Here is a 25585-nt window from a genome sequence, read left to right as displayed (position 1 = left end):
GGTCGTTCCCATGTCACAATATCAGCCCCCGACCCACGCAATCCTGCCAGAAGGGTTAAACAGGGACCTACACTACAGTTGGTAATCAGGTGGTGGTGTCCTGTCATCCGCTACGTCGGTGCTGAACGACGCGCCAGTCGTGGGTTATCGTGGGCCGGCTGCCGAGACACTGGTAGAGCGGTGGAACGGGTCCGACCGCCCGTTCGTCCTCCGGTCCTGGGAGACTGTTCGCTCGGCGGCAGCCGATGGGGTATCGGTCGACTGTGTCGTCGTCGAAACAGACACGGACACCGATGTTAGCAGGTGGATCGACGAGATCCAGGATCGCGTCGGCTCGGTCCCGATCATCGTCGTCACCGTCGGGCAACTGCCGGCGCTGGATGCGGTGGCTCCCGACGGGGCGACGAGTCAGTTCACGGTGCCGCCGGACGTCGACCGCGTCGAGTTGCTTTCGGAACTCGCATCCCTCGTGGACGAACACGTCACGACTCGCCGTGAGCAGTCGATACTCGACTCGCTGCTCGCGAACGTCCCGATGTCGGTGTACGTCAAGGACCGCAAGGGTCGCCACGTCGCTGTCAGCGATGCGTTGCTCGACATGATCGGCCCGCCGTACATCGAGAACCCGGAGGGAAAGCGTCACCACCATCCGGACGACATCGTCGGGAAGACTGACTTCGACCTGTACTCGTCTGGGCTCGCCGCCGAGAGTACCGAGGACCAACAGGCTGTCATCGAGACCGGTGAGTCCGTCGAGCAGCGCGTCCAGGCGTCATATGGGGAGCACGGCGTCGGAACGACCGTCATGTCGACGAAAGTCCCCTGGTACGACCGGAACGGGGCGATCGTCGGAACCGTCGGCGTGACCCAGGACATCACCGAGCGCAAGCAGTACGAACGCCAATTACAGCGACAAAACGAGCGGCTCAGACGCCTCGCGACGATGGTGAGTCACGACATCAGGAACCCGCTTTCGGTGGCGATGGGCCGGCTGGAGGTCGCCCGGGAAACCGACGAGACCGATCAGTTCGCCGCCGTCGAGCGCGCACTCGATCGTATCGACGCTCTCGTCGCCGACATCATCACCGTGATGCGGCAGGGCGAACCCGCGACGGATCTCGATCACGTCCCCCTCGCTGAAATCGCCCGGGACGTCTGGGCGAACCACGAATGCGACGGTGCGACACTCCAGGTATCGACCGACGCGAGGATCTACGTCGATCCCGGTCGACTTCGGCTGTTGCTCGATCACCTGTTTGCAAACGCGATCGAACATGGCCGTGACGGAACCGACGACATCACGATCACGGTCGGTGCGCTGTCCGACGACGAGGGGTTCTTTGTGGCCGACGACGGCATCGGCATCCCGGCCGACCAGCACGAGGCGGTCTTTCAGCCGGGCCTTTCGGGGTCGGATACCTCGACGCTTGGACTGGCGCTCATCGCGACCATTGCCGACGCCCACAACTGGACGATCGAACTCACTGACAACGAGGACGGGGGCGCACGCTTCGAGTTTCACGGCGTCAGGCACTTCGAGGCCTAGTCGTCGGTCCCCGTGTCCGGTCTAGACGCCGAGTAACTCGAACGCCCGGTCGTGATCGCCGTCCATCCGCGAGAGGATCGACCGCGCACGGTCGGCCATCTCCGCGTCGACGGCGACGTGGACCATGCCCTCGCCCGGCTGGCCATAGACGACGCTTCCACCGGGCGGGGTGAGCACCATTGCCGGCACTGTCGCGAGATCCTCTTCGCCGTCGACAACGACGATGGTCGACGGTTTCTCGCGGCTGAGTGCCTCGACCAGTGCTTCAAGCAGGCCAGCGGTCAACGTTCCGGGCGGGTTCTCGATGTGAATCCGGTGGTCGTACCAGTCCTCGCCCGGATCACAGCCGACGATCCGCTCTCTGATCTCGGCATCGACGGCACTCCGTTCGGTTCGCTCGTCGATCAGTGACACGTCCGGCGGTCGGCCCGCCTCGAGCAGATGATAGGTGACGATGTCACCGACCGCGATCAGGGGGTCGCCCGCCTGCGCCAGCAACGACTCGGCGTCCGTGAAAACGGGGCCAAAGGGGTCTTTCAGCGCACTTCGTTGGGACTCGGGCAGGGAGAGAACGATCTCTCCCTCCAGGTCGGCCGACTCGCCCGCAGGCGGCGTCGATGGCTCCTCCGACACGGTCTATCGAACCTTCAGCGCGTACTTGCCGGGTTCGGTGACTTCCATCTCCGCGGCGATCTCGCTCTCCTCGGGGTGGGTGATGATGACGTAGCCGGCCCAGTCTTCGGTGAGCGAACTCGACCCACAGCCCTGGCAGACGTCGGCCTCCGGGTTGTCCTGCACCCGATGACACTCCCGGCAGACGTACCGATCGGCCATCAGCTCTCACCCGTCTCCGCGCGTGCCTTGCGCTCCTCGTCGAGCCAGCCGTGTTTGCCCAGGCCGACCTGCTTGGCCGTCAGACCGATCTTCGAATCCCGCGGGTTGCGCTCGTCGATGGACTTGGTGACGATCCGGGCGCGCACCGAGTCCCCGACCGTGAGCGTCCGGTTGGAATCCCGGGAGGCGAGTTGCTGGTTTTCGCCATCGTAGGCCAGGTACTCGTCGGAGATCTGAGAGACGTGGAGGAGTCCGTCGACCGGGCCGATCCCGACGAACGCGCCGAAGTTGACGACCTCGACGACCTCGCCGTCGACGACCTCCTGCATCTGGGGATCGAAGGTGAGGGCGTCGAACTCGGCCACGTAGTAGACGCCGGGCTCGTTGGGGACGACCGCCCCCTCGCCGATGTCGTGGACCTCCGTGACGCTGACGATGCTGCCGACATCCTCGTCCATGCGGCCTTCGAGTTTCTCCTGTAGCAGTCGTTTCACGAGCCCCGGCGTCACGTCTGCCAGATGCTCGGGCGGTACCTCGACCGTGTCGCGCAATCGAACCCGTTTGTACATGTTATGGTTGAGTGATCGCGAGTTTGTTCCGGCCCCTTAAACCAATTACTGGAACGTCCGCAGCGAGGAGAGCCTCGCGGAGCGGCCCGTCGTTGGTGACCGCGTAAGCCTCTAATTCGCGGGCGAGTTCCAGCACCGCATCGTCGGCGTTTGTCGCGTCGTGATCGACGACCCGACACCGCTCGACGAGGTCGCGACCGACGCTCGCCGCCGTCGCCTCCTCGCCGCCACCGTCGGACAACCGATCGAGTTCCGCCACGACGGATTCGGGGACGACCAGGTCCGTCTCGCCGATCACCCGATCGAGTTCCTCGAAGACGCGGACGTTACATTCGACCGGCATCATCAGTGCGTTGGTATCAAGCACCGCAGTCATTCACGGAGCGTCCCGACGCCGATCAGCCGCCAGCGTGCGCCGATCCGGCGATTGATCGCGATCTTCGCCCCTTCGCGGGCACACACCGGCCGTTTCAGCGCCACTTCGGCCTCGCCGTCGCGGGCACTCGTGACCGACCCGACGGTCGTCGCCGTCCCGATCGTGAGCATGAGCGGCTCGCCCGTCGAGATCTCCTCGACTTCGTCGGTGTCCTCGGCGACGATCCGGTCGAGCAACTGGATGTCCATCGTGAACTCCTCCTGGACTGGGGGGAGCGTGCCGGGCGGGCCGGCGATCTGGCCCGCCAGCGCGTCACCCTTCGTCAGCGAGGGATCGAGTCCCGTCCCGACGCCCAATAGCCCGCCGGGCGTCACCTCATCGACGCCCTCGCCGCCGGCCTGCAGCGACCGGACCGTCGTCGTGACCGGTCGCCACTCCGTCTGGCCGCCCTCCTCGACTTCGCGGCCAGGTCGGAGTTCGATCTCGTCGTCGGCTTCGAGGCTGCCCTGGGCGAGACTCCCGCCCAGCACGCCGCCCGACAGCGAGTCCCAGGTCGTCCCCGGGCGGTTGATGTCGAAACTCCGGGCGACGAGCATCTCGGCATCGGCATCGAGATCCCGGTCCTCCGTCGGGATCTCCTCCTCGACGGCCTCGATGAGCAGGTCCATGTTGACGTTCTGGCCCGCACTGATCGGGACGATCGGTGCGTCCTCGGCGACGGTCCCGTCGATGAACTCCTGAATCTGCTCGTAGTTCCGTCGCGCTTGGTCGGCGTCGACCAGATCGACCTTGTTCTGGGCGACGACGATGTTGTCGATCCCGATGATGTCAAGCGCCATCAGGTGCTCCTCGGTCTGTGCCTGCGGGACGTCTTCGGTCGCCGAGATGACCAGGACGGCCCCGTCCATGATGGCCGCGCCGGCGAGCATCGTCGCCATCAGCGTCTCGTGGCCGGGCGCATCGACGAACGAGACCGTCCGTAGGACGTCGGTCTCGACGTCGTGTTCGGGACACTCCTCGGCGACGGTGTACGCCGCGGAGTCCTCACACTCCGGACAGCGCCGGAACGTCGCGTCGGCGTATCCCAGCCGGATCGAAATCCCGCGTTTCATCTCCTCAGAGTGCTGATCCGTCCACTCCCCGCTGAGAGCCTCGACGAGCGTCGTCTTCCCGTGGTCGACGTGCCCGACGAGTCCGATGTTCACCTCCGGGTGTCCGTTGTTTCCTGTCATCTCCAGAGTAATCGTGACCGATCTTTCCCGCCTGGCAGTCATAAAGGTACTGTTCTCGGCCCGCTGGTCCGGCGCAGCGGGAAATTCGTCACTTCGAAATCGCCGTCACGAAGCGCCCGAAAGCTGCCCCCTCACTCCTTGTCGGGGCCAGATCGGTACGTCCAACCGGACTCGACGTTGCGGTTGGCGAGGACGACCAACCCGTCGTCGGTCCGGAGCCGACTCTTCCGGAGGCCGATGTCCGTGACAGTCCCCGTCGTCGAGGCGGTCGTCACGGTGTCGCCCTTGTTGAAGTCCGGGTCCTTGAGCAGGTAGACGCCGGCGACGGTGTCGGCGATCATGTTCGAGAGCGCATACGAGACACCCAGCCCGATGAACCCGGCGGCAGTCCCGAGACTCGCCGCGACGTTCCCCAGGCCGAGGACGTTGAGCAGCGCCAACCCGGCCCCGAACCACAGGAACGTCCCCACGACGAGCAGGAGGAAGTCGACGATGAGCCGCTGATCGGCGGGGTAGACCCGTTCGAGGACCGACCGGACGACTGTCGTGACGAGCTTGATCCCGACGTACGCGACCGTGAGAAACACCAGCCCGGAGAGCGCCCGTGGGACCGCGCCGATGATGTCCGCCTGGAACGATTCGATCATTGTCTCGATCACCCCGACCGCGAGTACTGTGGCCATGTGACGCGGATCGGCGTCGGGCGGTAAAACGCTACTGCCCGGTGATAGCTGGCTGGCACACCACCGCCAGCCCCGTCCGGCCTCGCCGGCCGAGATGCTCTTGTGCCTCGCCACCCGAAAGTCACCCGTGCGGGAGTACGGTTTCGAACTCGCGCTGTGTGGAGCCCTGGAGGACGGCAAGCGCCTGCTCGCCCGTCAGCTCGGCGCGCACGTTCACGGCCGGCGGATCGCGGATATCGTGACCATCGACCCAGGCCCCGAGTTCGACCAGCGAGCCGCGATCACCGACGAGACCATTCCGCCGGCAGCCATCGACGCGCCGGTCGGCCCCGGTCAGGCCAGACCGCTTCGGGACGTTTTCCCCGACCGCCGGCCCGACGAGCGCCATCGGATCGCCGACCGGGCGGTCGAGACCGCCTTCTTCGAGTCCGAGCGCCGGAACGGGGATCGGTACGTCCGGCAGGTCGCCCGGTATCCCGAGCGGTGGTTCGACCGCCTTCTCGGCATCGAGAACAAGCCCGACCTCGACCGGCCGGGCGACCTCCAGACCCAACTCCGGATCGACGTTTCGCTCGGCCTCTTCGACGAAGTCATTCTGGCGACGGCCTCCCACGTCACCGGCGCACACCGCAATCGCCTTCCCGATGAAGTCGGGATCTGGCGGTTCGACCCCGACACCGGCGAGCGCGAAGTTCTCCGGGAACCGACGACGCTCCCGACCGACGAGTGGGGCCTCGAGTTGATCGAACGCGAGGCCGGGCAGGCCACCGTCCAGCCGGTCGATCCCGCGGCGAAGGCCCGCGCCCGCCGACGCATCGCCGAGCGGGCCTACGGCAAGGGCTGGCGGACCTTCGCCTGGCCGGCGTGTACCCGGTGTGACCCCGACGGTGCTGAACCGGCAGCCACGGTGCCGTACTGCGCCTATCACGACCGGATCGTCAACCCTGTCGAGGACTGCGGGGAGTCCTGCCCGGGCTACGAGTCCGCCGAACCGCCGGCGGTCGACGTCGAGTCCGTCCGCGATTCGCAGTCGCCCTGGGTCCGCGATCCGGCCGGCCGACAGCGCCGGCAGGTCGGTCTCGATCGCTTCGAGTAGGCCACCCGTTCTGTGTTCTCACTCCGCAATTTCCCGTCGCAGGTAGAGGAATGCGGCGTAGACCCCGGTGAAAACGATGACGAACGCCGCTGTTTCGACGAGGTCGACCGTGCCGTCCATCACCAACTGGATCGCGAGGTAGACGACCGTGGCGACCACGGCACTGATCGCGACTGCAACGGCTGGGTTCTCCGCCGGAACATCACTCAACGACGCCGGATCGAGGTCCATGCCGGCCCTTCGCCCGCCAGCACATAGATGTTGGGCGTCGGTGACGGTCATTTTCTGACTGGCCAGTCCGCCGGCAGGCGCGATAGCGTCGCACTGATCTTGAAATCGTCAAGTTCCGTATTCTCCCGTAACCAGTTCGCCGCGGCGACGTGGGCATCCTGTCCGTTCGGGATATGGATTCCATTGGGGGATCGGACGACGAACGGGAGCTCGAGGACGTCCTCTTCGAGTACGGTTGCCAATTCGTCGTGGTCCGCTGACCCCGCCACCAGCCGGATCAATTGCCGGGCCGGTATCGGCGACCCCCACGAATGCCGGCGAGCTAATTTCCAGACGAATCTCGCCCGTGGGTCTGTCATTTGCCTACACTGTCTCGCTTTCCTATTTATACTCGCTCAGTTCTGATGGACATGAGTGTCCAACAGATTTAACACCCGGCGACATGATTGTTGAGACAACGGGAACACACCATGTCGAGCCAGCAGCCCCCAGACAAGACAACAGAAATACCCTCGATGGACGAACTGCGCGACGAGTATCCCAGCGGGTGGCGGATCATCGTACAGAACGAGAGCGTTGGCTACATCCTCGACGCACTGATGGACGCGCTCCCGGGACGCGAATTTACGAAGTCGGAACTCGCCACCGAAGCCGGTGTCAGCCGCCAGTCGGTATACACCCACCTGGAGTTGCTTCGCGCACTCGAGGTCCTCGAACCCGTCGCGGATTCATCACCGCAGCGATATCGTGTCGCTGCCGACAGCGAACTGCTCGACCTCCTCCACCAGGTGAACGGATTCGTCAACGGGCAACTCTCTCAATAAGATCGGCATCTCGAACGTTGCGGTGGCCGTAGCTGCGGACCCGTCGGGACTCCGTCTCGTCAAATACTCTCACAGCACGAATCGCTCCCCGTCGACCACTCTCACAGCACGAATCGCTCCCCGTCGACCACTCTCACAGCACGAATCGCTCCCCGTCGACCACTCTCACAGCACGAACCGCTCGCCGTCGACAGCAAGCGGCGCGTCGAAGGCCGTCTCGACCGGTAGGTAGTGCGAGAGGTGGACGATCCGCAACTCGCCGGCGTCGAGTTCCTCGCCGAACCGCGTCGCCCCCTCGATGGTCATGTGCTTGCTCCCGTAGGTCATCGGGACCCCCCCGTCGTCGTGGTGTGACCCGCCGGCCGGGTGGGTATCACACCGATCGGCCGGGAGGATGCCGTCGACGAGCAACAGGTCGGCCCCGGCGAGGGCGTCCCGACTCGCTTGCGGGACCTCGTAACTCGTATCACCCGACAGCGAGAGCTTCGTGCCCGTCTCGGGATCCTCGACCACGAGGCCGTAACACGCAAGCGGCGGGTGATCGACGGGGACGAGCGTGACGTCGAGGCCGGCGACCCGGAACGATTCGAATGGATCGCGAGCCTTGACGTCGATCACGTCGAGGTAGTCGTAGCGCTCGCGGACGCTCTGGGCGACGCTTTGCCCGGTCGCGGGGTCAACCTCGCCGGCTGCGTAGACTGGCATGTCCCGCGTCAGCCGATAGAAGTTGCCCAGCCCGTCGAGGTGGTCGAAGTGGATGTGGGAGATCACCGCGGCGTCGGGAGCGTCGAGGTCTTCCCGGAGGAACTGGGTCCGGAAGTCGGGACTCGCGTCGATCAGCAGCGTCTCGTCGGTGCGCTCGTTGCGGACGTGGACCGAAAAGCGGGTCCGCTCGACGCCACGATCGCCGACCTCGACACCGCGGTCGCGCAACTGCTCACGGAGGGCGTCATCGGGATCGCGCGCCTGCTCACAGACGTCACACCCACATCCGACCGTCGGCGTCCCGGTCGTATCGCCGGTCCCGAGCAGCGTGACTTCCATCGACGGGAGCGTAGCGGCGGTCGGCTAAGGATGTGACGGTCCCGGTGGGCAACGCTCGCCGGTTGGACCGTCGGCGACACGCTGTCCCCGTCGCGACCGCCAGACCGAAACCGACGGGCCGCCAATTCAGGCCGATGCCACCTGCTACATTGCCAGTCCCCGGTCTCGGCACCTACTCGGACGAAAACCGCGAGCAGTGGGTCGAGAACGTCCGGACGGCGCTCGATGTCGGATATCGTCACGTCGATACGGCCCAGGGATACGACAACGAACAGTACGTCGGCGAGGGGATCGCCACTTCGTCGGTCGATCGTGATGCCGTTTTCCTCGCGAGTAAAGTCGATCCCGAAAATCTCGCCCGCGAGGACCTCATCGAGTCGACGACGGCGAGTCTCGATCGGCTCGGGACTGACTCCCTCGATCTCCTGTACGTCCACTGGCCGACCCACACCTACGACGCCGAAGAGACGCTCGCTGCCCTCGAACAACTCCACGACGAAGGCACGATCAAGAATATTGGCTTGTCGAATTTCACGCCGGAGTTGCTCGAGGAGGCCCGGGAGATTCTGGACGTCCCGATCACTGCCCACCAGGTCGAGTGTCACCCGCTGCTCCAGCAGGACCGCCTTCGGGAGGACGCCCGCGAGCACGACCACTGGCTGGTCGCGTACTCGCCGCTCGCCCAGGGCGAAGTGTTCGAGGACCCGACGATCCGTGAGATCGCCGAGAAACACGGCGTCTCCCCGGCCGCGGTCAGCCTCGCGTGGCTCGACGCGAAAGAGCACGTCGTCCCGATCCCGAAAGCCAGCAGCCGCGAGCATCTGGCGGCTAATCTGGAAGCGTTCGAGCTGTCTCTCGACGACGAAGACATCGCGGCGATCGATGCCATCGATCGGGAACACCGCGTCATCGACCCCGATTTCGCCCCCTGGAATCAGTAGGGTATTGGAAGCGACTCCGTCACGACCGCCTGAGCTCTCAGTCGTCCGAGTGGCTGTGGTCGTGACCGTGGTCCTCTCCGCCGTCCGCACTCGGCGTCCCGCCCGCGACCAGCGCGTCGTGATCGCCCTCGATCATGTCGAGGTTCTTGAGATTGTCACGCTCCTCGAAGTTCGCGACCGCATTGACCAGGTCCTCCTGTGTGAGCGTGGTCCGCTCCTCGGTCAACGCGTTCAGGACGGCCTCCCGGAGGACAAGCCGGAGGTCGCTGCCGGTCAGCCCCTCGGTCATCCCGGCGAGTTCTCCCGGATCGTAGTCGTCGATCTCCATGTCGCGAGTGACGACCTGCAGGATGTCGGCGCGCATCCCCGTGTCTGGCTTGGGGAAGTTGACGATCTCGTCGAAGCGCCGCCAGGCCGCCGCGTCGAGCTGGTCGGGATGGTTGGTCGCGCCGATCAACAGGACGTCGTCCTGGATGAGGCTGATCTCGTCGATCGACTTCAGCAGGGTGTTGACCGCGCGCTTGATCGCGGCGTGCTCGTCGCTGGCGCGGGTCTTGGCGACGAAGTCGAACTCGTCCATGAAGAGGATACACGGCGAGAGCCGCCTGGCGACCTCGAAGGTCTTCTCGACGTTCTTGGCCGTCTCGCCCAGGTACTGGGAGGTTATCATCGACAGCTTGACCTCGACAAAGGGCAGGTCGAGCTCGTGGGCCAAGGCCCGGGCGACGCTGGTCTTGCCGGTCCCCGGCGGCCCGACGAACAGGAGCTTGCCGATCTCCCGGAGGCCGATCCGCGCGAGGTAATCGCGGTGCTCGATCGCCTTGACGAGTTTGTTGATCTCGCCCTCCTGGTCCTCGGTGAGCACGAGATCGTCCAGGCGCATGTCGACCTCCTCGGGCGCGCGGATGTCCACGAGGTCGAGCATCTCCTCTTCCTCCTCGTCCTCGAAGTACTCGTCGAGCAGGCTGTCGATCCAGGCCCGGTCGGCGCGGGCCGGTCTGACCTGTTCACGGGCCTTCTCGTAGCTGACCTCGTCGAATTCGTCCTCGAAGATCGACGCCAGCGTCGGGTTTTCGAGGAGTTCGTCGGGCTCGATTCGCTTCTGTAGCCACTCCTTGGCCATGTCACGGTCGGTGAGTTTGATCTCCTCGGAGAAGTCGTCGTGACTGGTAAACATCAGTCCCGAGACGGTTTCCCAGGGATCCTCGACGTCGGCCGCTTCACTGGTGGCCTCGACGGTCGGGACGAGTGGCCGCTCGATCGTGCCGTTTTCCCAGAAGACGGTCCGATAGATCGACGGCAGATCGTCCGGTTCGAGATCCTCTCGCTCGGAGTAGACGTCCGTCGTGAGGACGAACTCCACGACGTCGCGTTCCGGTTCGCTCATCTCCGGGAACTTTGTAGCGCAAGCGACATAAGCCACTCGAAGACGGCCAGGCGTTCGTCGGTCGGCCACAGCCGCTTTTGTCGTAATGTGCAACCTCTAAGGTCGCCGGCCCGAAACGCCGACTCAATGACCAGCGTCAAGGAATTCCGGATCGACGACGAGCCGACCGCGACCGACCTTGGTCGGGGCGCGTTCGTCTTCACCGACGACTACTCGGTGTTCGACTGGGGGAAGATGCCCGATGAAATCCCACAGAAAGGGGCCGCGCTGTGTACGATGGGCGCAGCCAACTTCGAGGCCCTGGAGGACGACGGAATCCCCACCCACTACGAGGGTGTCGTCGTCGATGGCGAGCCGGTGTCAATCGAGACGGCGATCGACGTGGGCGAGCAACCTCGCGAAATGGCGATCGAGTTGACGCAGGTGCCCGATCTGCCCCACGACGGCGACGGCTACGACTACGACGCCTATCACGACGCGGCGGGCGAGAACTACCTGATCCCCCTCGAAATCGTCTTTCGCAATACCGTCCCCGTCGGATCCAGTCTGCGAAAGCGATCCGAACCCGAAGACCACGGCCTCGACCGGGAGTCCTGGCCCGAGGAGCCCGTCGAGTTACCGGAACCCGTCGTCGAGTTCTCGACGAAGTACGAGGAGCAAGACCGGTATCTCTCCCGTGCGGAGGCCGACCGGATCGCCGGCCGTGCGAACGTCGCCGACCTCGAATCGGTCGCCCGCGAGGTCAACGACCTGCTCAACCGCCAGGCTGTGGAGGCAGGGTTCGTCCACGAGGACGGCAAGATCGAGTGTCTCTACTACGAAGGGGAGATCCGCGTCGCCGACGTCGTGGGGACCTTCGACGAGAATCGCTTTTCCTACGACGGCCAGGAGGTCAGCAAGGAGGTCATCCGGCAGTACCACAAGCGGACGCAGTCAGCATGGGTCGAGGCCGTCGGCGAAGCCAAAACGCGGGCGAGCGAGGCGGGGATCGCCGACTGGAAGTCGCTGTGCGATCGCGAGCCCGAACCGCTCGACCAGCACGTGATCGACGTCGCGCGTGATCTCTACTGTGCCGGCACGAACGCGTATCTCGACCAGGCAGTCTTCGATGCGCCGTCCATCGACGACGCGATCGACGCGGCCCGAAGTCTCTAGGCGGGGACGCTCTCAGCTGGTTCACAGCCGTAATTCATTGCCGGCAGCGCCAGCGGTATCGATGCCCTCCTAGTTCTGACAGCCCGAACAGTAGGCGTGACGCCGGTAGCTCGTCGGGGATTCGAGGTCACTGCCACACTCCTGGCACGTGTCGTAGTGCGTTACTTGCATGACTATGTCAGCTACAGCACCAGCGGGGTTTAGCCCTTCCAGAAGGAGCCGACTCTGCCTCTTTTTAGGCGAGCCAAAAACAAATACCACGAAAATTTCTACGAATCTTCGGCGTTTGGCGGGGCTCAATCCGACGTATGGCAATCTTTTTGGGCCTGTTTCCCGTACCTCTAAAACGAATCATGGACGCTGATGAACTCCAGGAAAAACTCGAAGCGAACGGTGAACTGATGGTTGCAGTCGCGGACTTCGGTCAGCCGCTTGAGCTCCACCTCCACGACACGGAGATCGACGACGAGTCCGTCCGGCTCGAACTCACTGACGGCGTTCTCACCTTCGACGTGGACGCTGTCGCCGGTGCATGGCAGCACACCCACTCGCTGGCCGATCTCGGCCTCGAATAACGGAACATCCGCTCCGCCTTCTTCGTCTTTGCTCCCCGGACAGCCATCGCGGCCGGCTGTCCCGTGATTTCACATCGTCCGCCTCGCTCGCGGGTCACTTCGTTCCCCGCTCGCTTACTCCGAGGGCTCCCTGCGGTCGCCCTCGCTGCTCGCGGGTCGTTTCGTTCCCCGTTCGTTCATTCCGAGGGCTCGTTCACTTCGTTCACTCGCCCTCGCTGACGATCTCGCCCAGCCCATCGATCGGCCGGTCGGGATTGAGATCGTCGAGTTGCTCGGGCGCGCCGAGCTGGGCGTCGGTCTCCTCCGGCTCCCGGAGCCGAGTCCGGCCGCGGTGGACGTAGATCTCGTCGTTGAGATGGAGGTCGATCGCCTCGAGTAGCGCCTCGGCCTCCAGGGGCTGGCCGATCTCCTGGAGTTCTTCCTCGGTGGCCTCCGGCGGGACGTTGAACACCCGCTGGGTGATGACCGGCCCCTGATCGAGGTCAGTCGTCACGTAGTGTGCGGTGACGCCCGCGATCCGGACGCCCTCCTCGATGGCCTGCATGTACGCCGAGGCACCGGGGAAGGAGGGCAGCAGCGACGGGTGGACGTTGATGATTCGGTTCTCGTATCGGAAGACGACGTCCGGGCTGAGGATGCGCATGTACCGCGCGAGGACGATCAGGTCAGTGTCGTACTCCGCAAGCAAGTCCAGCAGTTCGTCCTCGTCGGGCGTGCCCTTCTCGTCGCCGATGTCGTGGAAGGGCACCTCGTATTTCTCGGCGAGGGGCTGGAGGTCGGGATGATTGCCGATGACGACCTCGACGTCCGCGCCCAGATTGCCGCTCGCCCAGGCCTCGAAGATCGCCTCCAGACAGTGACTTTCCTTCGTGACGAGGACGGCGATGCTCTGGGTCTCTCTATCTTTCGGGAACCGGACCGTAATGTCGACGTCGAGTTCCGCCGCGAGATCCTGGAGATCGTTCCGGAGCGTTTCCTCGGTGACGATCATCTCGCTGGTGTCGACCATCGTGGTCATCCGGAAGACGCCCTCCCGGACCGCCTGATCCAGATCCTCGATGTTGACACCGCGCTCGAACAGCAACGACGTGACGTTCGCGATCAGCCCCGTCTCGTCGTCGCCGACCACAGTAATCTCGGTGAACTCACGGGTCACGGCCACCACCTCGCGAGTCGCGTGCTGGCGATCATTGTCACGCTATGGCGCCCACGCGAGCAAAAAGGGTGCGCTTTCCGGCTGACCGGCGGTGGTCGCGATGTCTGTCGTATCCGGGAGTGTTCGGAACTCGGCCGAGACGCTCAGAACTGAAGACACTGATCGATTCCCGAACAGTCCAGCTGATATTGTAACGAGATCATAATATTTACTACGGAGACATCTGATTTAACAGTTTATGCTCGTTATTGAGATCCTGGCCGCCCTCGGGACGATCGGTCTGACAATTGCCATTTGTTCCGCTATCGCGCTCGGGTACGTCGCGTTCTACAACTACCGGACAGTGATGGCTGGCCTCGCCGGTTTCGCCGGCGGGTCGCTCCTTGGCGTCGTCGCCGCATCGGGATACGGAGTGGTAGCCAGTGGGCTCGTCGGTACGGTCGGGGGAGTCGCTGCGGCCCGATATCATCCGAGAGGTGGCTCCCTCGTCACGGCCGGGGGCTTCGGTCTCGGCGTCGGGGTTTTCCTGGGATTGATCTGGTCGCCGTTGGCTGGTATTGCCGTCGGTGCCGGACTCGGTGTCGGCCTGGCCACCATCGCCTGGCGGTTCCCCCGGACGGCGCTGGTCCCCGCCACAGGTGCCGTTCCGGTCCTTGCAGCCATCGGGTTTTACTTCCTCTATCTGGCGGCTGTCGGCACCGACGTGATCAGTCGCTTCCTGGATTCGACGGAGGGGGTGGCCCTCGTGGCGATGTTTCCGATCCTGTTCGGTATTGGTTCGTACATCTGCCAGCCCTACTACGTACAGTCTTCCCGTCGCGTCCCGCCGCTGTGGCCCGAACGTCTCCGTCGATTGTTCGGCGACGAACCGTACGAAGGGGATTATGGAATCCGCTGTCAGTCGTGTGGCGCAATCGGGGACCCAGGTCACGAACGGTGTCACGCCTGTGGCACTGTTTCGAAGTACGACGCCGAGCATCCGGCCCAGACCGAGGATGTCACTGCTCCCGACGACGCCGTGGCCGTGAACATCCCGTGCCCACACTGCGGCGAACGCCCCATCGAGGAGGGGACCCGAGCGTACCAACTCACCGGGTTGGTGTTGCTATACCGCTGGCGCTCGATCCGGGTGGTTGGCTGTCACGATTGCGTGTCGAGTCGGCTTCGCCGGACGGCGGCCAAGACGATGGTCACGGGCTGGTGGAGCATCACGACGTTTCTGGTCAACCCGTTCTTGATCGTCTGGAATCTCGGTCGGAGCCTGTACAACCGCGGGCCGACTGACGCACTCGCGACCGCGCTGGCCGAGTCCGGTCTCCCCCGGGACTGGCTCACCGATCGGGCGGATTTCGATCCTGAAGAAAACACTGGCGACGAGCTGCTCGTCGATGCATTGATCGAGGTCGGTTGCCGAGTCATGTTGGCCGACGGGACTCCCTCGCAATCCGAGGCAGCCGTGATTCGGGATACTGTCCTCGAAACCTTCCCCGAGTACGATGCCGACGAGATCGAGTCCCGGATCCAGTCGGCGGCCGAGCGGGATGGCTCGCTTGAGGCCGCTACCGACGGGCTATCGGCACTGTTAACGCGGCCGGCCAGGGAGGCAGTTCTCGCGCTGGCAGCCCAGGTCGCGGCCGCAAAGGGTGAAATCGGCACTGACGAGAAGCGACAGTTCCAGACACTGGCAAACGAACTCGACGTCGATCTCGATCCCGCAGAGATCGCGATGACTGGCGGCATCGGTGAGTACGTCGAGGATGTCTCGTAATGTCCGTAAAAGACTGGTCCGTCTTCGATCAACGAGTGCGACGGAAAAGACGAAATCAGATCATATTGCCAGCACGACCGCGCCGATCACCAGCGCCACCACGATGCCGACGACGTTGTAGTTGAGGTCGCCAGTCTGGATGACCCGCGTCCGGGCACACCACCAGCGGTAGGCCGCGACGCATCGTTCGTAGACGGCGTCGAAGCCGTAGCCCAGCGCGAGCACCGACAGCAGGCTCTCGGGGGCGGCGTCGTTGATCGACTGCCGGAAGTGGAAGCCGAGATAGCCGACGCCCAGGATCCCGGCGGTCAGCGCCAGTGTCTGGACGGTGAGCGTGTGCTCGACGAATTCCATGATCGTATAGCCGTGAACGTCAGCGCCGGGGAAGTACGTCTTCAGGGCCTCCGAGAGCGGGCCGATCGCGAGCCACGAGGTGAGCGTGAGGCCAGCCAGGATCGAAAGCGGGCCAGTCATCGCCAGTGGCGATTCGGTGACAGACTCGCTCGGCTCGCCGAGGAACATCAGATAGTAGATCCGCAACGAGTAGACGACCGTCAGCACGGCCGTGATCGCGAGCACGACGAAGGCCGCCATCTCGATCGGACTCCCGTCCATCGCCGTGGCGAAGATGTACTCCTTGCTCCAGAAGCCGTTGAACCCGGGCACGCCGATCAAGCCGAGAATCCCCACCAGAAAGGCGACGTTGGTTATCGGCATCTGCCGGCGGTTCCCCACGCCGCGAAACTCGTACATGTCGACGTGCTTGTGGACGGTGCCGCCCAGCGCGAAGATGACCGACCCCGCAGCGAGAAAGAGTAGCGCCTTGAAGATCGAGTGACTCAGGACGTGGGCGGTCGCCGGCAGGACCCCGCCGGCCAGTCCGATGGCCGCCGTGACGTACCCGAGCTGGCTGATCGTACAGTACGCAAGCGCCCGCTTGAAGTCGTTCTCGACGGTCGCGAGCACGGCCGCGAGGAAGGCCGTAATCGTCCCGATGGCGAGCACGGCGGTCGTCCACCACGCCACTCCGTCGAAGATGGGTCGCGTCCGGAGCAGGAGATAGAGGCCGGCGTTGACCATACAGGCGGCGTGGATCAGCGCCGTGCTGGTGGTCGGGGCCTCCATCGCGTCCGGCAGCCAGACGTGTAAGGGGAACTGCGCGGACTTCCCGACGGCCGCGACGATGAACAGCCCGCCAGCGGCCGCGAGCGTCCACTCCGGCAGTGCGCCCGCGGCCGCCTGGTCGATCAGCCCACGGATCGAGAATGTCCCGCCGCCGACGTACAGGGTGGCGATCCCGGCCAGCAGGCCGATGTCGCCGAAACGGGTCGTGACGAACGCCTTTACGCCCGCCGCGAAGGAGGCGTCGTCTTCGAGCCAGAAGGCGATCAGGCCAAACGAACACAGCCCGAGGACCTCCCAGAAGACGTACAGCGCGACGAGGCTGTCGGTCAGCGCGAAGCCGATCATCCCGCCGACGAACAGCAGGGTCAGCACGTAGTAGCGCGTGAGCCCGCCCTCGCGTTCCATGAAGCGCGTCGAGAAGACCAGCGCGAGCGCGCCGACGACACCCGCGATGGTCGCCATCATCACGCCGAGGACGTCCAGATACAGGCCAAAGGAGACGTCGATGGCGGGCACCCACCTCAGGTCGTAGTGGACGGTCGATGGCTCGCCAGATAGCGCTCGCGGAATCAGCGATAGCGTCAGCATCGCGGTGACGACGCCGACGCCGACAGCGACCGCGTTCCGGATTCGATCACCGGCGACGGCGACGTACGGCAACAGTGCCGCCCCGACGAACGGCAGGGCGACCGCCCCGAGCGCCAGCATGGCGGGCGTTTCGAGTCCTGGTCCCACCAGCGCGACTGCCAGCGCCAGTGCACCGGCGACGAGCAGACCGGGTGTCGATGCGAGCAGTGTCCGTCGATTCGTTACCATGTTAACCTCCCGAGTGCGTCCATATCGAGGGTTCCGTACTGGCGATACACCGCAACGACCAGCCCCAGCAGGACGGCGACGACGATGGCGTCGATCAGGATCAACAGGATCACGATCCCCTGGCTGCCGGCCGGATCGGTCGCGACGAAGTTCACGAGCACGCCCTTCGAGGCGATCTCGATCCCGATCAGCGTCTTCACCGCGTTGGCCCCGCTGAGGACTGCCGCCAGACCCAGGACAAGTAGCGCGATCGCCACGCCGTAGGCGAGTGCAGTCATGATTCTCCCTCCGTGTTCTCGGATTCTCTGCCCCGCCCGATCGGGGTTCCTTCACTCGTGACGGCCCGATCAGTCGCGTCGAAGCGTTCGGCGGTGAGGCGGATGATGCCGAGCACGCCGACGAACAGCAGGACGGTCACCGCGAGCAGGTCGATCGACCGGCGGCTCCACAGCGCCTCGGCGAGTTCCATCTCGCTTCCCCCGCCGGACGAGAGCCTGCCAAGCAGGCCCCAGACGACCAGGCCGACGCCGAGTAACGCGCCCAGTGCGAGCCCGACGATCGGCAGTTTGCGCTGGTCGATCAGCGTGGCGGTCTCGGCGTCGGTCAGGCTGATCATCAACAAAAAGAGGACCGTTACCAGCCCGGCGGCCACGACCGCCTCGAAGACGGCCGCGATCGGCGCACCGGCCAGATAGAAGTACACCGCAAGCGCGACGCTTGCGCCCGACAGCGAGAGGATCGAGACGAGGAAGTCCCGGGCGGCGACCGCGGAGAGCGCGAGGCCGACCGTCGCCACGAGCGCCGCCGTCGTCAGCGCCGTCATGGCATCACCCCCGAGAGCAGGACGTCAGTGGCCGGCTCAACGAGGTCGAACCCGACCGAGGGAACGATCCCGAGCAGAATTGTTCCGGCAGTCAATGCCAGAATCGGGAGCGCCAGCAGCGTCGGCGTCCGAGCGGCCGAACCCACGGCATCGTCCGGGCTGGCGAAGAGACTCCGGAGAACCGGGAGGTAATACCCCAGCGAGAGAAACGAGTTGCCGATCACGAGCAAGGCCAGGGAGACGCCGAGCCAGCCGGACACCTCCGCGCCACCGACCACGATGAGGAGTTTGCCCCAGAAGCCCGCCAGCGGCGGGACGCCGGCCAGCGCCAGCACCGCGACCGCGATCGCGCCGGCGGCGACCGGCATCCGGTAGCCGATCCCGGCGAGATCGTCGAGGTGGCGCGGATTCGCAACGTCCCCACTCGCGAGCCGGTAGCCGATCGCACCGACAGCGAGGAAGGCTCCGCCCTTCATGAGGGCGTTGGCGAGGACGTGAAAGAGTGCACCATCGACCGCGACGCCAAAGTCGCCGTAAAAACCGATCCCGAAGCCGAAGATGACGTAGCCGACGTGGGGGATCGACGAATAGGCGAGCAGCCGCTTGAGGTCGCGCTGGCCCAGCGCGAGGAAGTTCCCGACGGTCATCGTGATCGCGCCGAAGACGACCAGCAGCAAGCCGACCGGGACCGTGCCCGGGAACACCGACAGCGCCTTCACCATCGCCACGGCGGCGGCCGGCGTCGCCAGGCCGGCGAGTAACGCGCTCGCACTGGCGGGCGACTCGGCGTAGGCGTCCGGCACCCACGTATGGAGCGGGACGATCGCGGCCTTCACGCCGAAACCGACGACCAGGAAGAGCACGGCGGCGGTCGCGACCTCCGTTGTGCCCGACAGTGCGTCCGCGACCGGGTCAAAGGCGAGTGTGCCGCCGGTCTCGGCATACACCAGCGACACACCGAAAATGGCCAGCAGCGAGCCGACTGTGTTCAACACGACGTACTTGAAGCCGGCTTCGACGGCACTCGCCCGGGAGACAGCGAAGGGGACCAGCGCGTAGGTCGACACGGCCATCACCTCGAAGAAGACGTACAGCGAGAACAGATCCGCCGCAACCCCGATGCCGACGACGCCGGCGACCGCCGCCAGCACGAGTGGATAGTAGAGTTCGGTCGCCCCCTCGTCGTCCGTCCCGGCCATCGCATAGACCGCGACGGCCAGCCCGAGCAGGCACGCCACGACCGACAGGAAGATGCTGAGGGCCGTGACCTGGATGCCCACGCCGGACCCGCCGAGCGCGTATGCGACTGGAAGCGACGTCGTCCACAGCGTCCAGGTCGCCCCGAGCGCGACGAGCAGCGACGCGACCGCGACGATGCCAGTCGCCTCGGTCGTCCGGTCGTGATTGACTCGCCCGACCAGGTACGTCGCGAAGATGCCCGCGAACAGGGCGACCAGTGGGACTACCGCAAGCGCCGTCTCGCTCACGGTTGTCCTCCCGGCGAGCGTTTTCGATGCACACCGCTCGCCCCGTTCGCGTATCGGCCCGGACGAACGGGTCGCGTTCGAGCAATCACAGACATACCGTGGGTTTTCCGGCGAATACTTCTTGAATCATTCGACTTAATTCGGATGCCAGGGGCTGAATCGTACATTTTTGCTCCCGACCGTGATCGGCTCGCCGATCGCCTGCATCCCGGAGACCAACGTCCATCCTGAACGAGTCGCTTTAGACGGTTGGCGTCCTGTCTGGACCTGTGACGACGCCACCGCAAATCGACGCCGCCGATCGCGTCGCTCTCGTCGGCATGGGTTCGGAACTCCGCGGCGACGACGCGGTCGGCCTCGAAGTTGTCCGTCGACTCGACGGGATCGGGGCCGACCGACTCCGCGTGATCGAGGGCGGCGTCGCGCCCGAGAATCAGACGGGCGTGATCCGTCGGTTCGAACCCGATTGGATCGTCCTGGTCGACGCTATCGCTTTCGGCGGCGACCCCGGCGACTCGAAGTGGATCGAGTCCGACGACCTCGGTGGCGAGTCCTTTTCGTCGCATAAGTCAACCCCGGCGATGTTGGAAACCTTTCTCACTCGCGAGATGGACGCCGACGTGGCGTTATTTGGCGTCGAACCGGCCCGGATCGAATTCGGGACGGACCTGTCGTCGGCGGTCCAGCAGCGACTCGACGATCTGGTGGCGGAATTGAGCGATGTGCTCGGCGCTACTCAGTAGACGGGTGCCACCCGTCACCGTTCGAAGGTGTAGGATTCCGTGAAGGACTCTCGGTCTCCGTCCGCGAGCTCGAAGTCCTTGCCCATCACGATCGCGTCGGTCGGGCAGGATTCCTCACATTGCCCACAGAACATGCATTTGGCCACGTCGTACGCCCAGGTGACGTTGCCGTCGTCGTCGGTCCCGACGACGATCGCGTCGGCGGCACAGTGGCGTTCACACATCCCACACCCAGTACAGGGGTCGGGATCGAACTCGACGGCCCCCCGGAAGCGCTCGGGGAGCGTCCGCTTGTCTTTGGGGTACGATACGGTCGCCCGGTCTTTCCCGAGGGTTTTCAGCGCCTCGGGGAGGAGTTTGCCTGGTAAGCTCATAGGAGTCCCTCCGCGTACAGCCCGACCGCGAGCACGATGCCGATCTGGACCAGTCCGATCGGCACGAGCCACCGATAGAACACGTCGACGACCTGTTCGATCCGGAGGCGCGCGAGCACGCCCCTGAGTATCGAGAGGATGGTCACGATCGCGAGCGTCTTCACGAGGAAGACCGCGATCCCGAGCGCGGCCCCGGCGATCCCCTCGATCGATCCGACCGGGTAGGGACCGCCGAGGAACAGCGCCGACAGCAGTGCCGCGCCGACGACGAGTTCGACGTCCTTCGTGAGTCGGAACAGCGCGAGTTTCCGGCCGGAGTACTCCGCGAGTGCCCCGGTCGCGAGTTCGGACTCGGCCTCCGGCGCGTCGAAGGGGATGCGCTCGAGTTTGGCCTGCAACGAGAGCAGCCCGATGACGAACGCCGGGGCGAAGACGAGCATGTGCAGCGGGTTCGACCCGACGAAGGCGACGATGCTCGACAGTTCGAGCGTCCCCGCGGCGACCGCCGGGGCGAAGCACGCGAGGAAGAACGGGATCTCGTAGCCAAACAGCTGCGTGATCGTCCGGGTGGTCCCGACCTGGCTGAAGACGTTCCCGGAGTACCACCCGCCGAAGAACAGCGAGAACGACGGCAACGAGAGCAAAAAGAGGACGACGACCAGATCGCCTTCGAAGGACATCGCCGCCGTCTCGCTCCAGACGGGGATGTACAGCATCGCGGTCAACACGCCCGCCAGCCCCGTCAATGGCGCGGCCCGGTAGATCCGTTCGGTCGCGTTCTCGGGGACGGCCGACTCCTTGGCCAGTAGCTTCAGGAAGTCCGCCAGCGGCTGCAGCGGCGGCGGCCCCACGCGGTTCTGGAGGCGGGCGTAGAGCTTCCGGTCGACGTATTCGGCGGCCAGCGCGTAGGTGAACAGGAACGCAAAGCCGGGGAACACAAGCAGGTAGAGCAACCCGGTCGCGAGGTCGATCTCGAGGCTCACGGTCGGTCACCCCGATCGATTTCCGAGTCGCCCGTCACGCCACCCTCGGCGCGCTCGTCGTACCATTCCATGCCGTACTCACGCAATTCCTCGAGGTTGAACGAGTCCTCGCCGCCGTGGCTGCCGTCGGTCTCGACGCCGATCCGGGAGGTACAGCTGATACAGGGGTCGATCCCGGCGACGACGATCGGCGTGTCGGCGATGTAACTCCCGCGTAAGGCTTCGACGACGGTCGGCCAGTTGGCGAGCGTCGGCACCCGGATGTGGACGCGCTCGGGCGTGTCAGTGCCATCGGCCCGAATGTAGTAGATGAGTTCGCCGCGCGGAGCCTCGTAGCGGCTGACGACGTCGCCCTCGGGGATCTGTGCCAGCAGCGCCTGGACCGGCTTCGGGCTGGCCTTGAGATCCCCGTCTGGAATATCCGCGGCGGCCTGGCGGATGATCGAGATGCTCTCGGCGATCTCGCGGATCCGAACCGTCGTGCGTGCCAGCAGGTCCCCCGCCGTCTCCGTGATGACGTCGAAGTCCAGCTCGTCGTAGGCAGCGTAGGGAGCGTCCTTGCGAACGTCGACAGGGAGTCCCGAGGCGCGCCCGACCGGCCCGGCCGCACAGTACTCCCGGGCGAGTTCGGTCGAGACGGTGCCGACGTCTTCACACCGCATCCGAACCGTCTCCTCGTTGGGGACCGTCTCGAGGTAGAAGTCGATGCGCTCCTCGAGTTCGTCCATCTTTTCGAGGACGGTCTCGCGTTGCTCCGCTGTGAGATCCTGGCGGACGCCGCCGATCGTGTTGATCGAGTAGTGGATCCGGTTGCCCGTGATCTCCTCTAAGAGGTCCAGCACGATCTCGCGGTCGCGCCAGGCGTACTGCCAGAGGGTGTCGAAGCCGATCTCGTGGCCCGCGACCCCCAGCCAGAGCATGTGGCTGTGGATGCGCTCGAGTTCGCCGATCAGCGTCCGGATGTAGTTCGCCCGCCGGGGGACATCGAGATCGAGGAGGTCCTCGACGCCGATCACAAACGAAGACGTATGGGCGTGTGAACAGATGCCACAGATGCGTTCGAGCAGATAGATGTTCTCCAGATAGCTTTTCGAGAGGACGGCCTGTTCGATCCCGCGGTGGTTGTACGACAGTTTGAGATCGGCCCCGGTGATGACCTCGCCGTCGACGGTCAGCGTGAAGTTCGCAGGTTCCTTCAGCGAGGGGTGCTGGGGACCGACCGGAATTTCCGTGCCTGAGACGTCTTCGGACATCAGTCGCTCACCTCCAGGTTCTCAGCTCGCAGCGGCGGCCCGCCGTCGAAGTCGTCGGCCAGTAAGAGTTTCTCGGGGTTCGGATGGCCCGTGACCTCGACGCCGAGCATGTCCATGAGTTCCCGCTCGTACAGCGTCGCGCCGGGGAGGACGTCGGTGAGCGTCGCGATCGTGGGATCGTCCTTCGGGACGGTCGCTCGGATCGTGAGTTCGACGCCCTCACCCAGATTGCCGTCGTCGTACTCGCCGTACTTGAGGAAGTGATACAGCACCTCGATCTCGTCGCCGGCGTCGACGCCGGTGATCGTGACGAGGTGGGTGATGCCCAGTTCCTGCAGCGTCGTGACTGCATCGACCAGGTCGCTGCGGTCTGCGAGGGCGAACTCCAGGCGACCGTCGCCGTGTGCCGTCGAGGCGGCGATGAGGCCGGACAGTTCGTCGTCGAGCCTACGCTTCAGCTGGCTCGGCGTCATCCGATCCCTCCTGTGTCTCCGGGTCAGTTGCTTGCTGGTCTGTCGCTTCAGTCGGAACAGTCCCGTCGATACGGTTGCTTTCTTCGACGATCTCGGGTTTGTTCTCGGCGAGGCGCTCGGCTTTGGCCTCCTGGCCAGCCTCTTCTAGCAGTGTGACGATCCCGTCGATCAGCGTCTCGGGCGAGATCGGACACCCGGGGATGTACATATCGACGGGAATCACGTCGTCGATGCCCTCGTGGCAGTTGTAGCAGTCCTGGAAGACGCCGCCAGTCGCGGCACACGACCCGGCGGCGATCACCAGCTTCGGCTCGGGCATCTGCTCGTAGATGCGCTTCAGCCGGGGAGCCATCTGTTTGGTCACCGGCCCCGTGGCGACGAGGATGTCGGCGTGCCGGGGCGTGTCCTTCTGCTGGATGCCGAAGCGCTCGATGTCGTATCTGGGCATCAGCGCGTCCAGCGTCTCGATGTCACAGCCGTTGCAACTCCCGCAGTTCAGGTGGAGTATCCACGGCGATCGGTTCCGCGCCCAGTCGGTGATCCGTCCCATGTGTGTTATCTCCCTGGTTGTGGTCGACCCGCTTCGACGATCGCAAACAGCGCCAACCCGACGACAGCGAGCAGCGGCACGCCCAGCAACGCCCCGTTCGCGTCAAGCGGGATCGTGGCGACGAGCAAGACGGCAACGTGAATGATCGTAAAGCCGATCCCGACGTGATAGAGCCGATATCGCGGCTGTCCCTGGCTGCTCGGCGGTTCCTCACCGCTGGCCCACGCCGTCCGAAACTCATCGTCCGTCTTCTCGCGGTCGGATGCGATCCGGTCACCCACATCATCAATACCCAGACCTATAAGAAGAAAGATAGCAAATGCGAGCGGTGGTGCGAGAAGGATATCAATCACCATTTCGGGTTAAAAATACGATATTCTAGCCAATAAAGCTTGTCTCGATTGTAGATATTTGGTTTCCGTCGTGAAAAATCGGGAAGGAAGAGCAGGCACGTCCGATCATATCACAATATGTATGTGATTCTGTTGTGGTAGACCCCGGCTGACGTGAGTCACAAGAGTTTTCGCGGATGACATCCGCGTTTCACCCGATGAGTACCTATACCGCGACCGTGACCGTCAAGCTCAAGCAGGGGGTGCTCGATCCCGAGGCGGAGACGACCCGGGAGGCGCTCGAACGGCTCGGCTTCGAGCTCGATGCCCTTCGCGCGGCCGACCGCTTCGAGATCGATCTGGAGGCAGCCGACAGCGAGGCGGCCAGAGACCGCGTCGAGGCGATGGCCGAGCGCCTGCTCGCGAATCCGACCATCCACGACTACGAGGTTGCGATCGAGGACCAATGACCGTCGCCGTCATTCAGTTCGGCGGGAGCAACTGCGATCGAGACACCGTCCAGGCCCTGGAGTCCGTCGGCGTCGCGGCCGAACTCGTCTGGCACGAGGATGACCTGCCGGACGATGCCGAGGGGATCGTCCTCCCCGGCGGGTTCTCGTATGGCGACTTCCTCCGGGCGGGCGCGATGGCGGCCCACTCGCCGATCATGGCCGAGGTTCGGGCGGCCGCCGACGATGGCACGCCCGTGCTGGGGATCTGCAACGGAGCCCAGATCGGGTGTGAGGCCTCCCTCACCCCTGGCGCGTTCACCACCAACGAGAGCGCGCGCTTCCAGTGTGAGCACGTCCACCTCCGCGTCGAGAATAGCGAGACGCCCTGGACGAGTCAGTACGAGGAAGGCGAGGTCATCGAGCTACCGATCGCCCACGGCGAGGGCCGCTTCGAGATCAGCGACGATCGCCTCGACGCCCTGGAGTCCGAGGATCGGATTCTGTTCCGGTACTGTGACGCCGAGGGGAACGTCTCGCCCGAGGCCAACCCCAACGGTTCGAAACACGCCGTCGCGGGCGTCACCGGTGAGTCCGATCACGTCGCCGTCATGATGCCCCATCCCGAACGGATGGCCCTCGCCGACATCGGCGGGACAGACGGGCGCGGCGTCCTTTCCGGGTTCGCCTGATCGGTTTCCGCTCGTCTTCGGGAGGTTCTAAGGCGCTGATTCGTCTCTCTCCGCAGTCTTTCCCTCCG

31 protein-coding genes are annotated in these 25585 nt (G+C 64.8%); 10 read left to right on the top strand and 21 right to left on the bottom strand.

Annotated elements, in window-relative coordinates; all coding sequences use genetic code 11:
• Window positions 1-139 precede the first annotated feature (139 nt).
• Window positions 140-1546 carry a PAS domain-containing sensor histidine kinase gene (locus tag HBNXHr_RS11890; RefSeq protein ID WP_275737421.1) on the top strand — a complete coding sequence of 469 codons (1407 nt, stop codon included), beginning with the start codon at window positions 140-142 and terminating at the stop codon, window positions 1544-1546.
• Window positions 1547-1567: 21 nt separating this feature from the next.
• Here the strand turns inward: HBNXHr_RS11890 and HBNXHr_RS11885 are convergent, their stop codons facing one another.
• From HBNXHr_RS11885 to HBNXHr_RS11860, 6 genes are all read right to left on the bottom strand, one after another.
• The gene (locus HBNXHr_RS11885; RefSeq protein ID WP_275882292.1) at window positions 1568-2179 is read right to left on the bottom strand and encodes a GTP-dependent dephospho-CoA kinase family protein; all 612 of its coding nucleotides are present in this window, start codon (window positions 2177-2179) and stop codon (window positions 1568-1570) included.
• A gap of 3 nt (window positions 2180-2182) precedes the next feature.
• Window positions 2183-2383 (bottom strand): transcription elongation factor subunit Spt4, encoded by a 201-nt coding sequence (gene spt4 / locus HBNXHr_RS11880; RefSeq protein ID WP_345799513.1) that lies wholly within the window; start codon window positions 2381-2383, stop codon window positions 2183-2185.
• Window positions 2380-2949, bottom strand: a complete 570-nt coding sequence (locus tag HBNXHr_RS11875) for a DNA-directed RNA polymerase (protein ID WP_275737418.1) — start codon at window positions 2947-2949, stop codon at window positions 2380-2382. Before HBNXHr_RS11875 ends, spt4 begins: the two co-directional genes overlap by 4 nt.
• Window position 2950: 1 nt before the next feature.
• Complete coding sequence (locus HBNXHr_RS11870; RefSeq protein ID WP_275882291.1) at window positions 2951-3325, bottom strand: PIN domain-containing protein; 375 nt, start codon at window positions 3323-3325, stop codon at window positions 2951-2953.
• Window positions 3322-4557, bottom strand: coding sequence for a translation initiation factor IF-2 subunit gamma (locus HBNXHr_RS11865; RefSeq protein ID WP_275882290.1), 1236 nt, complete (start codon window positions 4555-4557; stop codon window positions 3322-3324). The genes HBNXHr_RS11870 and HBNXHr_RS11865 overlap by 4 nt, the downstream gene beginning before the upstream one ends.
• Window positions 4558-4688: 131 nt before the next feature.
• Window positions 4689-5240, bottom strand: a complete 552-nt coding sequence (locus HBNXHr_RS11860; RefSeq protein ID WP_275882289.1) for a mechanosensitive ion channel domain-containing protein — start codon at window positions 5238-5240, stop codon at window positions 4689-4691.
• A gap of 127 nt (window positions 5241-5367) precedes the next feature.
• On the opposite strand from HBNXHr_RS11860, the gene HBNXHr_RS11855 reads away from it, so the two are divergent.
• Window positions 5368-6336 (top strand): DUF5787 family protein, encoded by a 969-nt coding sequence (locus HBNXHr_RS11855; protein WP_275882288.1) that lies wholly within the window; start codon window positions 5368-5370, stop codon window positions 6334-6336.
• A gap of 18 nt (window positions 6337-6354) precedes the next feature.
• On the opposite strand, the gene HBNXHr_RS11850 is transcribed toward HBNXHr_RS11855, so the two are convergent.
• The gene (locus HBNXHr_RS11850) at window positions 6355-6567 is read right to left on the bottom strand and encodes a hypothetical protein (RefSeq protein WP_275882287.1); all 213 of its coding nucleotides are present in this window, start codon (window positions 6565-6567) and stop codon (window positions 6355-6357) included.
• Window positions 6568-6614: 47 nt separating this feature from the next.
• The gene (locus HBNXHr_RS11845) at window positions 6615-6836 is read right to left on the bottom strand and encodes a hypothetical protein (protein WP_275882286.1); all 222 of its coding nucleotides are present in this window, start codon (window positions 6834-6836) and stop codon (window positions 6615-6617) included.
• Between the two features lie 246 nt (window positions 6837-7082).
• Between HBNXHr_RS11845 and HBNXHr_RS11840 the strand changes: the two genes are divergently transcribed.
• Window positions 7083-7391, top strand: coding sequence for a winged helix-turn-helix domain-containing protein (locus HBNXHr_RS11840; RefSeq protein ID WP_275882285.1), 309 nt, complete (start codon window positions 7083-7085; stop codon window positions 7389-7391).
• Between the two features lie 165 nt (window positions 7392-7556).
• Here HBNXHr_RS11840 and HBNXHr_RS11835 read toward each other — a convergent pair whose 3' ends face one another.
• A complete protein-coding gene (locus tag HBNXHr_RS11835; RefSeq protein ID WP_275882284.1) occupies window positions 7557-8435 on the bottom strand; it encodes an MBL fold metallo-hydrolase in 879 nt (292 codons plus the stop codon).
• A 134-nt stretch (window positions 8436-8569) separates the two neighbouring features.
• Between HBNXHr_RS11835 and HBNXHr_RS11830 the strand changes: the two genes are divergently transcribed.
• Window positions 8570-9376, top strand: a complete 807-nt coding sequence (locus HBNXHr_RS11830) for an aldo/keto reductase (RefSeq protein WP_275882283.1) — start codon at window positions 8570-8572, stop codon at window positions 9374-9376.
• A 37-nt stretch (window positions 9377-9413) separates the two neighbouring features.
• Here the strand turns inward: HBNXHr_RS11830 and HBNXHr_RS11825 are convergent, their stop codons facing one another.
• Window positions 9414-10763, bottom strand: coding sequence for an ATP-binding protein (locus HBNXHr_RS11825; RefSeq protein ID WP_275882282.1), 1350 nt, complete (start codon window positions 10761-10763; stop codon window positions 9414-9416).
• Window positions 10764-10889: 126 nt separating this feature from the next.
• Here HBNXHr_RS11825 and HBNXHr_RS11820 point away from each other — a divergent pair, with 126 nt between their 5' ends.
• Entirely contained in the window at window positions 10890-11918 is a 1029-nt protein-coding gene (locus HBNXHr_RS11820; RefSeq protein ID WP_275882281.1) for a phosphoribosylaminoimidazolesuccinocarboxamide synthase, read from the top strand.
• Window positions 11919-12271: 353 nt separating this feature from the next.
• On the top strand, window positions 12272-12493 hold the full coding sequence (locus HBNXHr_RS11815; protein WP_015789955.1) for a hypothetical protein: 222 nt from the start codon (window positions 12272-12274) through the stop codon (window positions 12491-12493).
• 202 nt (window positions 12494-12695) lie between these two features.
• On the opposite strand, the gene HBNXHr_RS11810 is transcribed toward HBNXHr_RS11815, so the two are convergent.
• Window positions 12696-13658: a formyltetrahydrofolate deformylase gene (locus tag HBNXHr_RS11810; RefSeq protein ID WP_275882280.1), complete on the bottom strand. Its 963-nt coding sequence runs from the start codon at window positions 13656-13658 to the stop codon at window positions 12696-12698.
• A gap of 229 nt (window positions 13659-13887) precedes the next feature.
• On the opposite strand from HBNXHr_RS11810, the gene HBNXHr_RS11805 reads away from it, so the two are divergent.
• On the top strand, window positions 13888-15417 hold the full coding sequence (locus HBNXHr_RS11805) for a TerB family tellurite resistance protein (RefSeq protein WP_275882279.1): 1530 nt from the start codon (window positions 13888-13890) through the stop codon (window positions 15415-15417).
• Between the two features lie 60 nt (window positions 15418-15477).
• On the opposite strand, the gene HBNXHr_RS11800 is transcribed toward HBNXHr_RS11805, so the two are convergent.
• From HBNXHr_RS11800 to HBNXHr_RS11785, 4 genes are read right to left on the bottom strand one after another with little or no spacing between them, the layout of a single operon-like run.
• Entirely contained in the window at window positions 15478-17358 is a 1881-nt protein-coding gene (locus HBNXHr_RS11800) for an NADH-quinone oxidoreductase subunit L (protein WP_275882278.1), read from the bottom strand.
• On the bottom strand, window positions 17352-17636 hold the full coding sequence (locus HBNXHr_RS11795; RefSeq protein ID WP_275882277.1) for an NADH-quinone oxidoreductase subunit K: 285 nt from the start codon (window positions 17634-17636) through the stop codon (window positions 17352-17354). The genes HBNXHr_RS11800 and HBNXHr_RS11795 overlap by 7 nt, the downstream gene beginning before the upstream one ends.
• On the bottom strand, window positions 17633-18181 hold the full coding sequence (locus HBNXHr_RS11790) for an NADH-quinone oxidoreductase subunit J (protein ID WP_275882276.1): 549 nt from the start codon (window positions 18179-18181) through the stop codon (window positions 17633-17635). Before HBNXHr_RS11790 ends, HBNXHr_RS11795 begins: the two co-directional genes overlap by 4 nt.
• Complete coding sequence (locus HBNXHr_RS11785) at window positions 18178-19668, bottom strand: proton-conducting transporter membrane subunit (protein ID WP_275882275.1); 1491 nt, start codon at window positions 19666-19668, stop codon at window positions 18178-18180. The genes HBNXHr_RS11790 and HBNXHr_RS11785 overlap by 4 nt, the downstream gene beginning before the upstream one ends.
• 269 nt (window positions 19669-19937) lie before the next feature.
• Between HBNXHr_RS11785 and HBNXHr_RS11780 the strand changes: the two genes are divergently transcribed.
• The gene (locus HBNXHr_RS11780; protein ID WP_275882274.1) at window positions 19938-20411 is read left to right on the top strand and encodes a hydrogenase maturation protease; all 474 of its coding nucleotides are present in this window, start codon (window positions 19938-19940) and stop codon (window positions 20409-20411) included.
• Window positions 20412-20425: 14 nt separating this feature from the next.
• Here the strand turns inward: HBNXHr_RS11780 and HBNXHr_RS11775 are convergent, their stop codons facing one another.
• Genes HBNXHr_RS11775 through HBNXHr_RS11750 form a run of 6 tightly spaced genes read right to left on the bottom strand, consistent with a single transcriptional unit; the run spans window position 20426 to window position 24325 of the window.
• Window positions 20426-20785, bottom strand: coding sequence for a 4Fe-4S dicluster domain-containing protein (locus tag HBNXHr_RS11775; protein WP_275882273.1), 360 nt, complete (start codon window positions 20783-20785; stop codon window positions 20426-20428).
• Window positions 20782-21768, bottom strand: coding sequence for a complex I subunit 1 family protein (locus HBNXHr_RS11770; protein ID WP_275882272.1), 987 nt, complete (start codon window positions 21766-21768; stop codon window positions 20782-20784). The genes HBNXHr_RS11775 and HBNXHr_RS11770 overlap by 4 nt, the downstream gene beginning before the upstream one ends.
• On the bottom strand, window positions 21765-23021 hold the full coding sequence (locus tag HBNXHr_RS11765) for a nickel-dependent hydrogenase large subunit (RefSeq protein WP_275882271.1): 1257 nt from the start codon (window positions 23019-23021) through the stop codon (window positions 21765-21767). The genes HBNXHr_RS11770 and HBNXHr_RS11765 overlap by 4 nt, the downstream gene beginning before the upstream one ends.
• Window positions 23021-23494: an NADH-quinone oxidoreductase subunit C gene (locus HBNXHr_RS11760; RefSeq protein ID WP_275882270.1), complete on the bottom strand. Its 474-nt coding sequence runs from the start codon at window positions 23492-23494 to the stop codon at window positions 23021-23023. Before HBNXHr_RS11760 ends, HBNXHr_RS11765 begins: the two co-directional genes overlap by 1 nt.
• Window positions 23469-24044 (bottom strand): NADH-quinone oxidoreductase subunit B family protein, encoded by a 576-nt coding sequence (locus HBNXHr_RS11755; RefSeq protein ID WP_275882269.1) that lies wholly within the window; start codon window positions 24042-24044, stop codon window positions 23469-23471. The genes HBNXHr_RS11760 and HBNXHr_RS11755 overlap by 26 nt, the downstream gene beginning before the upstream one ends.
• A 5-nt stretch (window positions 24045-24049) precedes the next feature.
• Window positions 24050-24325, bottom strand: coding sequence for a hypothetical protein (locus tag HBNXHr_RS11750; RefSeq protein WP_275737396.1), 276 nt, complete (start codon window positions 24323-24325; stop codon window positions 24050-24052).
• A 269-nt stretch (window positions 24326-24594) separates the two neighbouring features.
• On the opposite strand from HBNXHr_RS11750, the gene purS reads away from it, so the two are divergent.
• On the top strand, window positions 24595-24846 hold the full coding sequence (purS, locus tag HBNXHr_RS11745; RefSeq protein WP_275882268.1) for a phosphoribosylformylglycinamidine synthase subunit PurS: 252 nt from the start codon (window positions 24595-24597) through the stop codon (window positions 24844-24846).
• On the top strand, window positions 24843-25517 hold the full coding sequence (gene purQ, locus HBNXHr_RS11740) for a phosphoribosylformylglycinamidine synthase I (RefSeq protein WP_275737394.1): 675 nt from the start codon (window positions 24843-24845) through the stop codon (window positions 25515-25517). Before purS ends, purQ begins: the two co-directional genes overlap by 4 nt.
• Window positions 25518-25585 lie beyond the last annotated feature (68 nt).

It is taken from the genome of Halorhabdus sp. BNX81, from assembly GCF_029229925.1.
Classification (GTDB): Archaea; Halobacteriota; Halobacteria; order Halobacteriales; family Haloarculaceae; genus Halorhabdus.
This window is presented reverse-complemented; position numbering and strand designations above follow the sequence as displayed.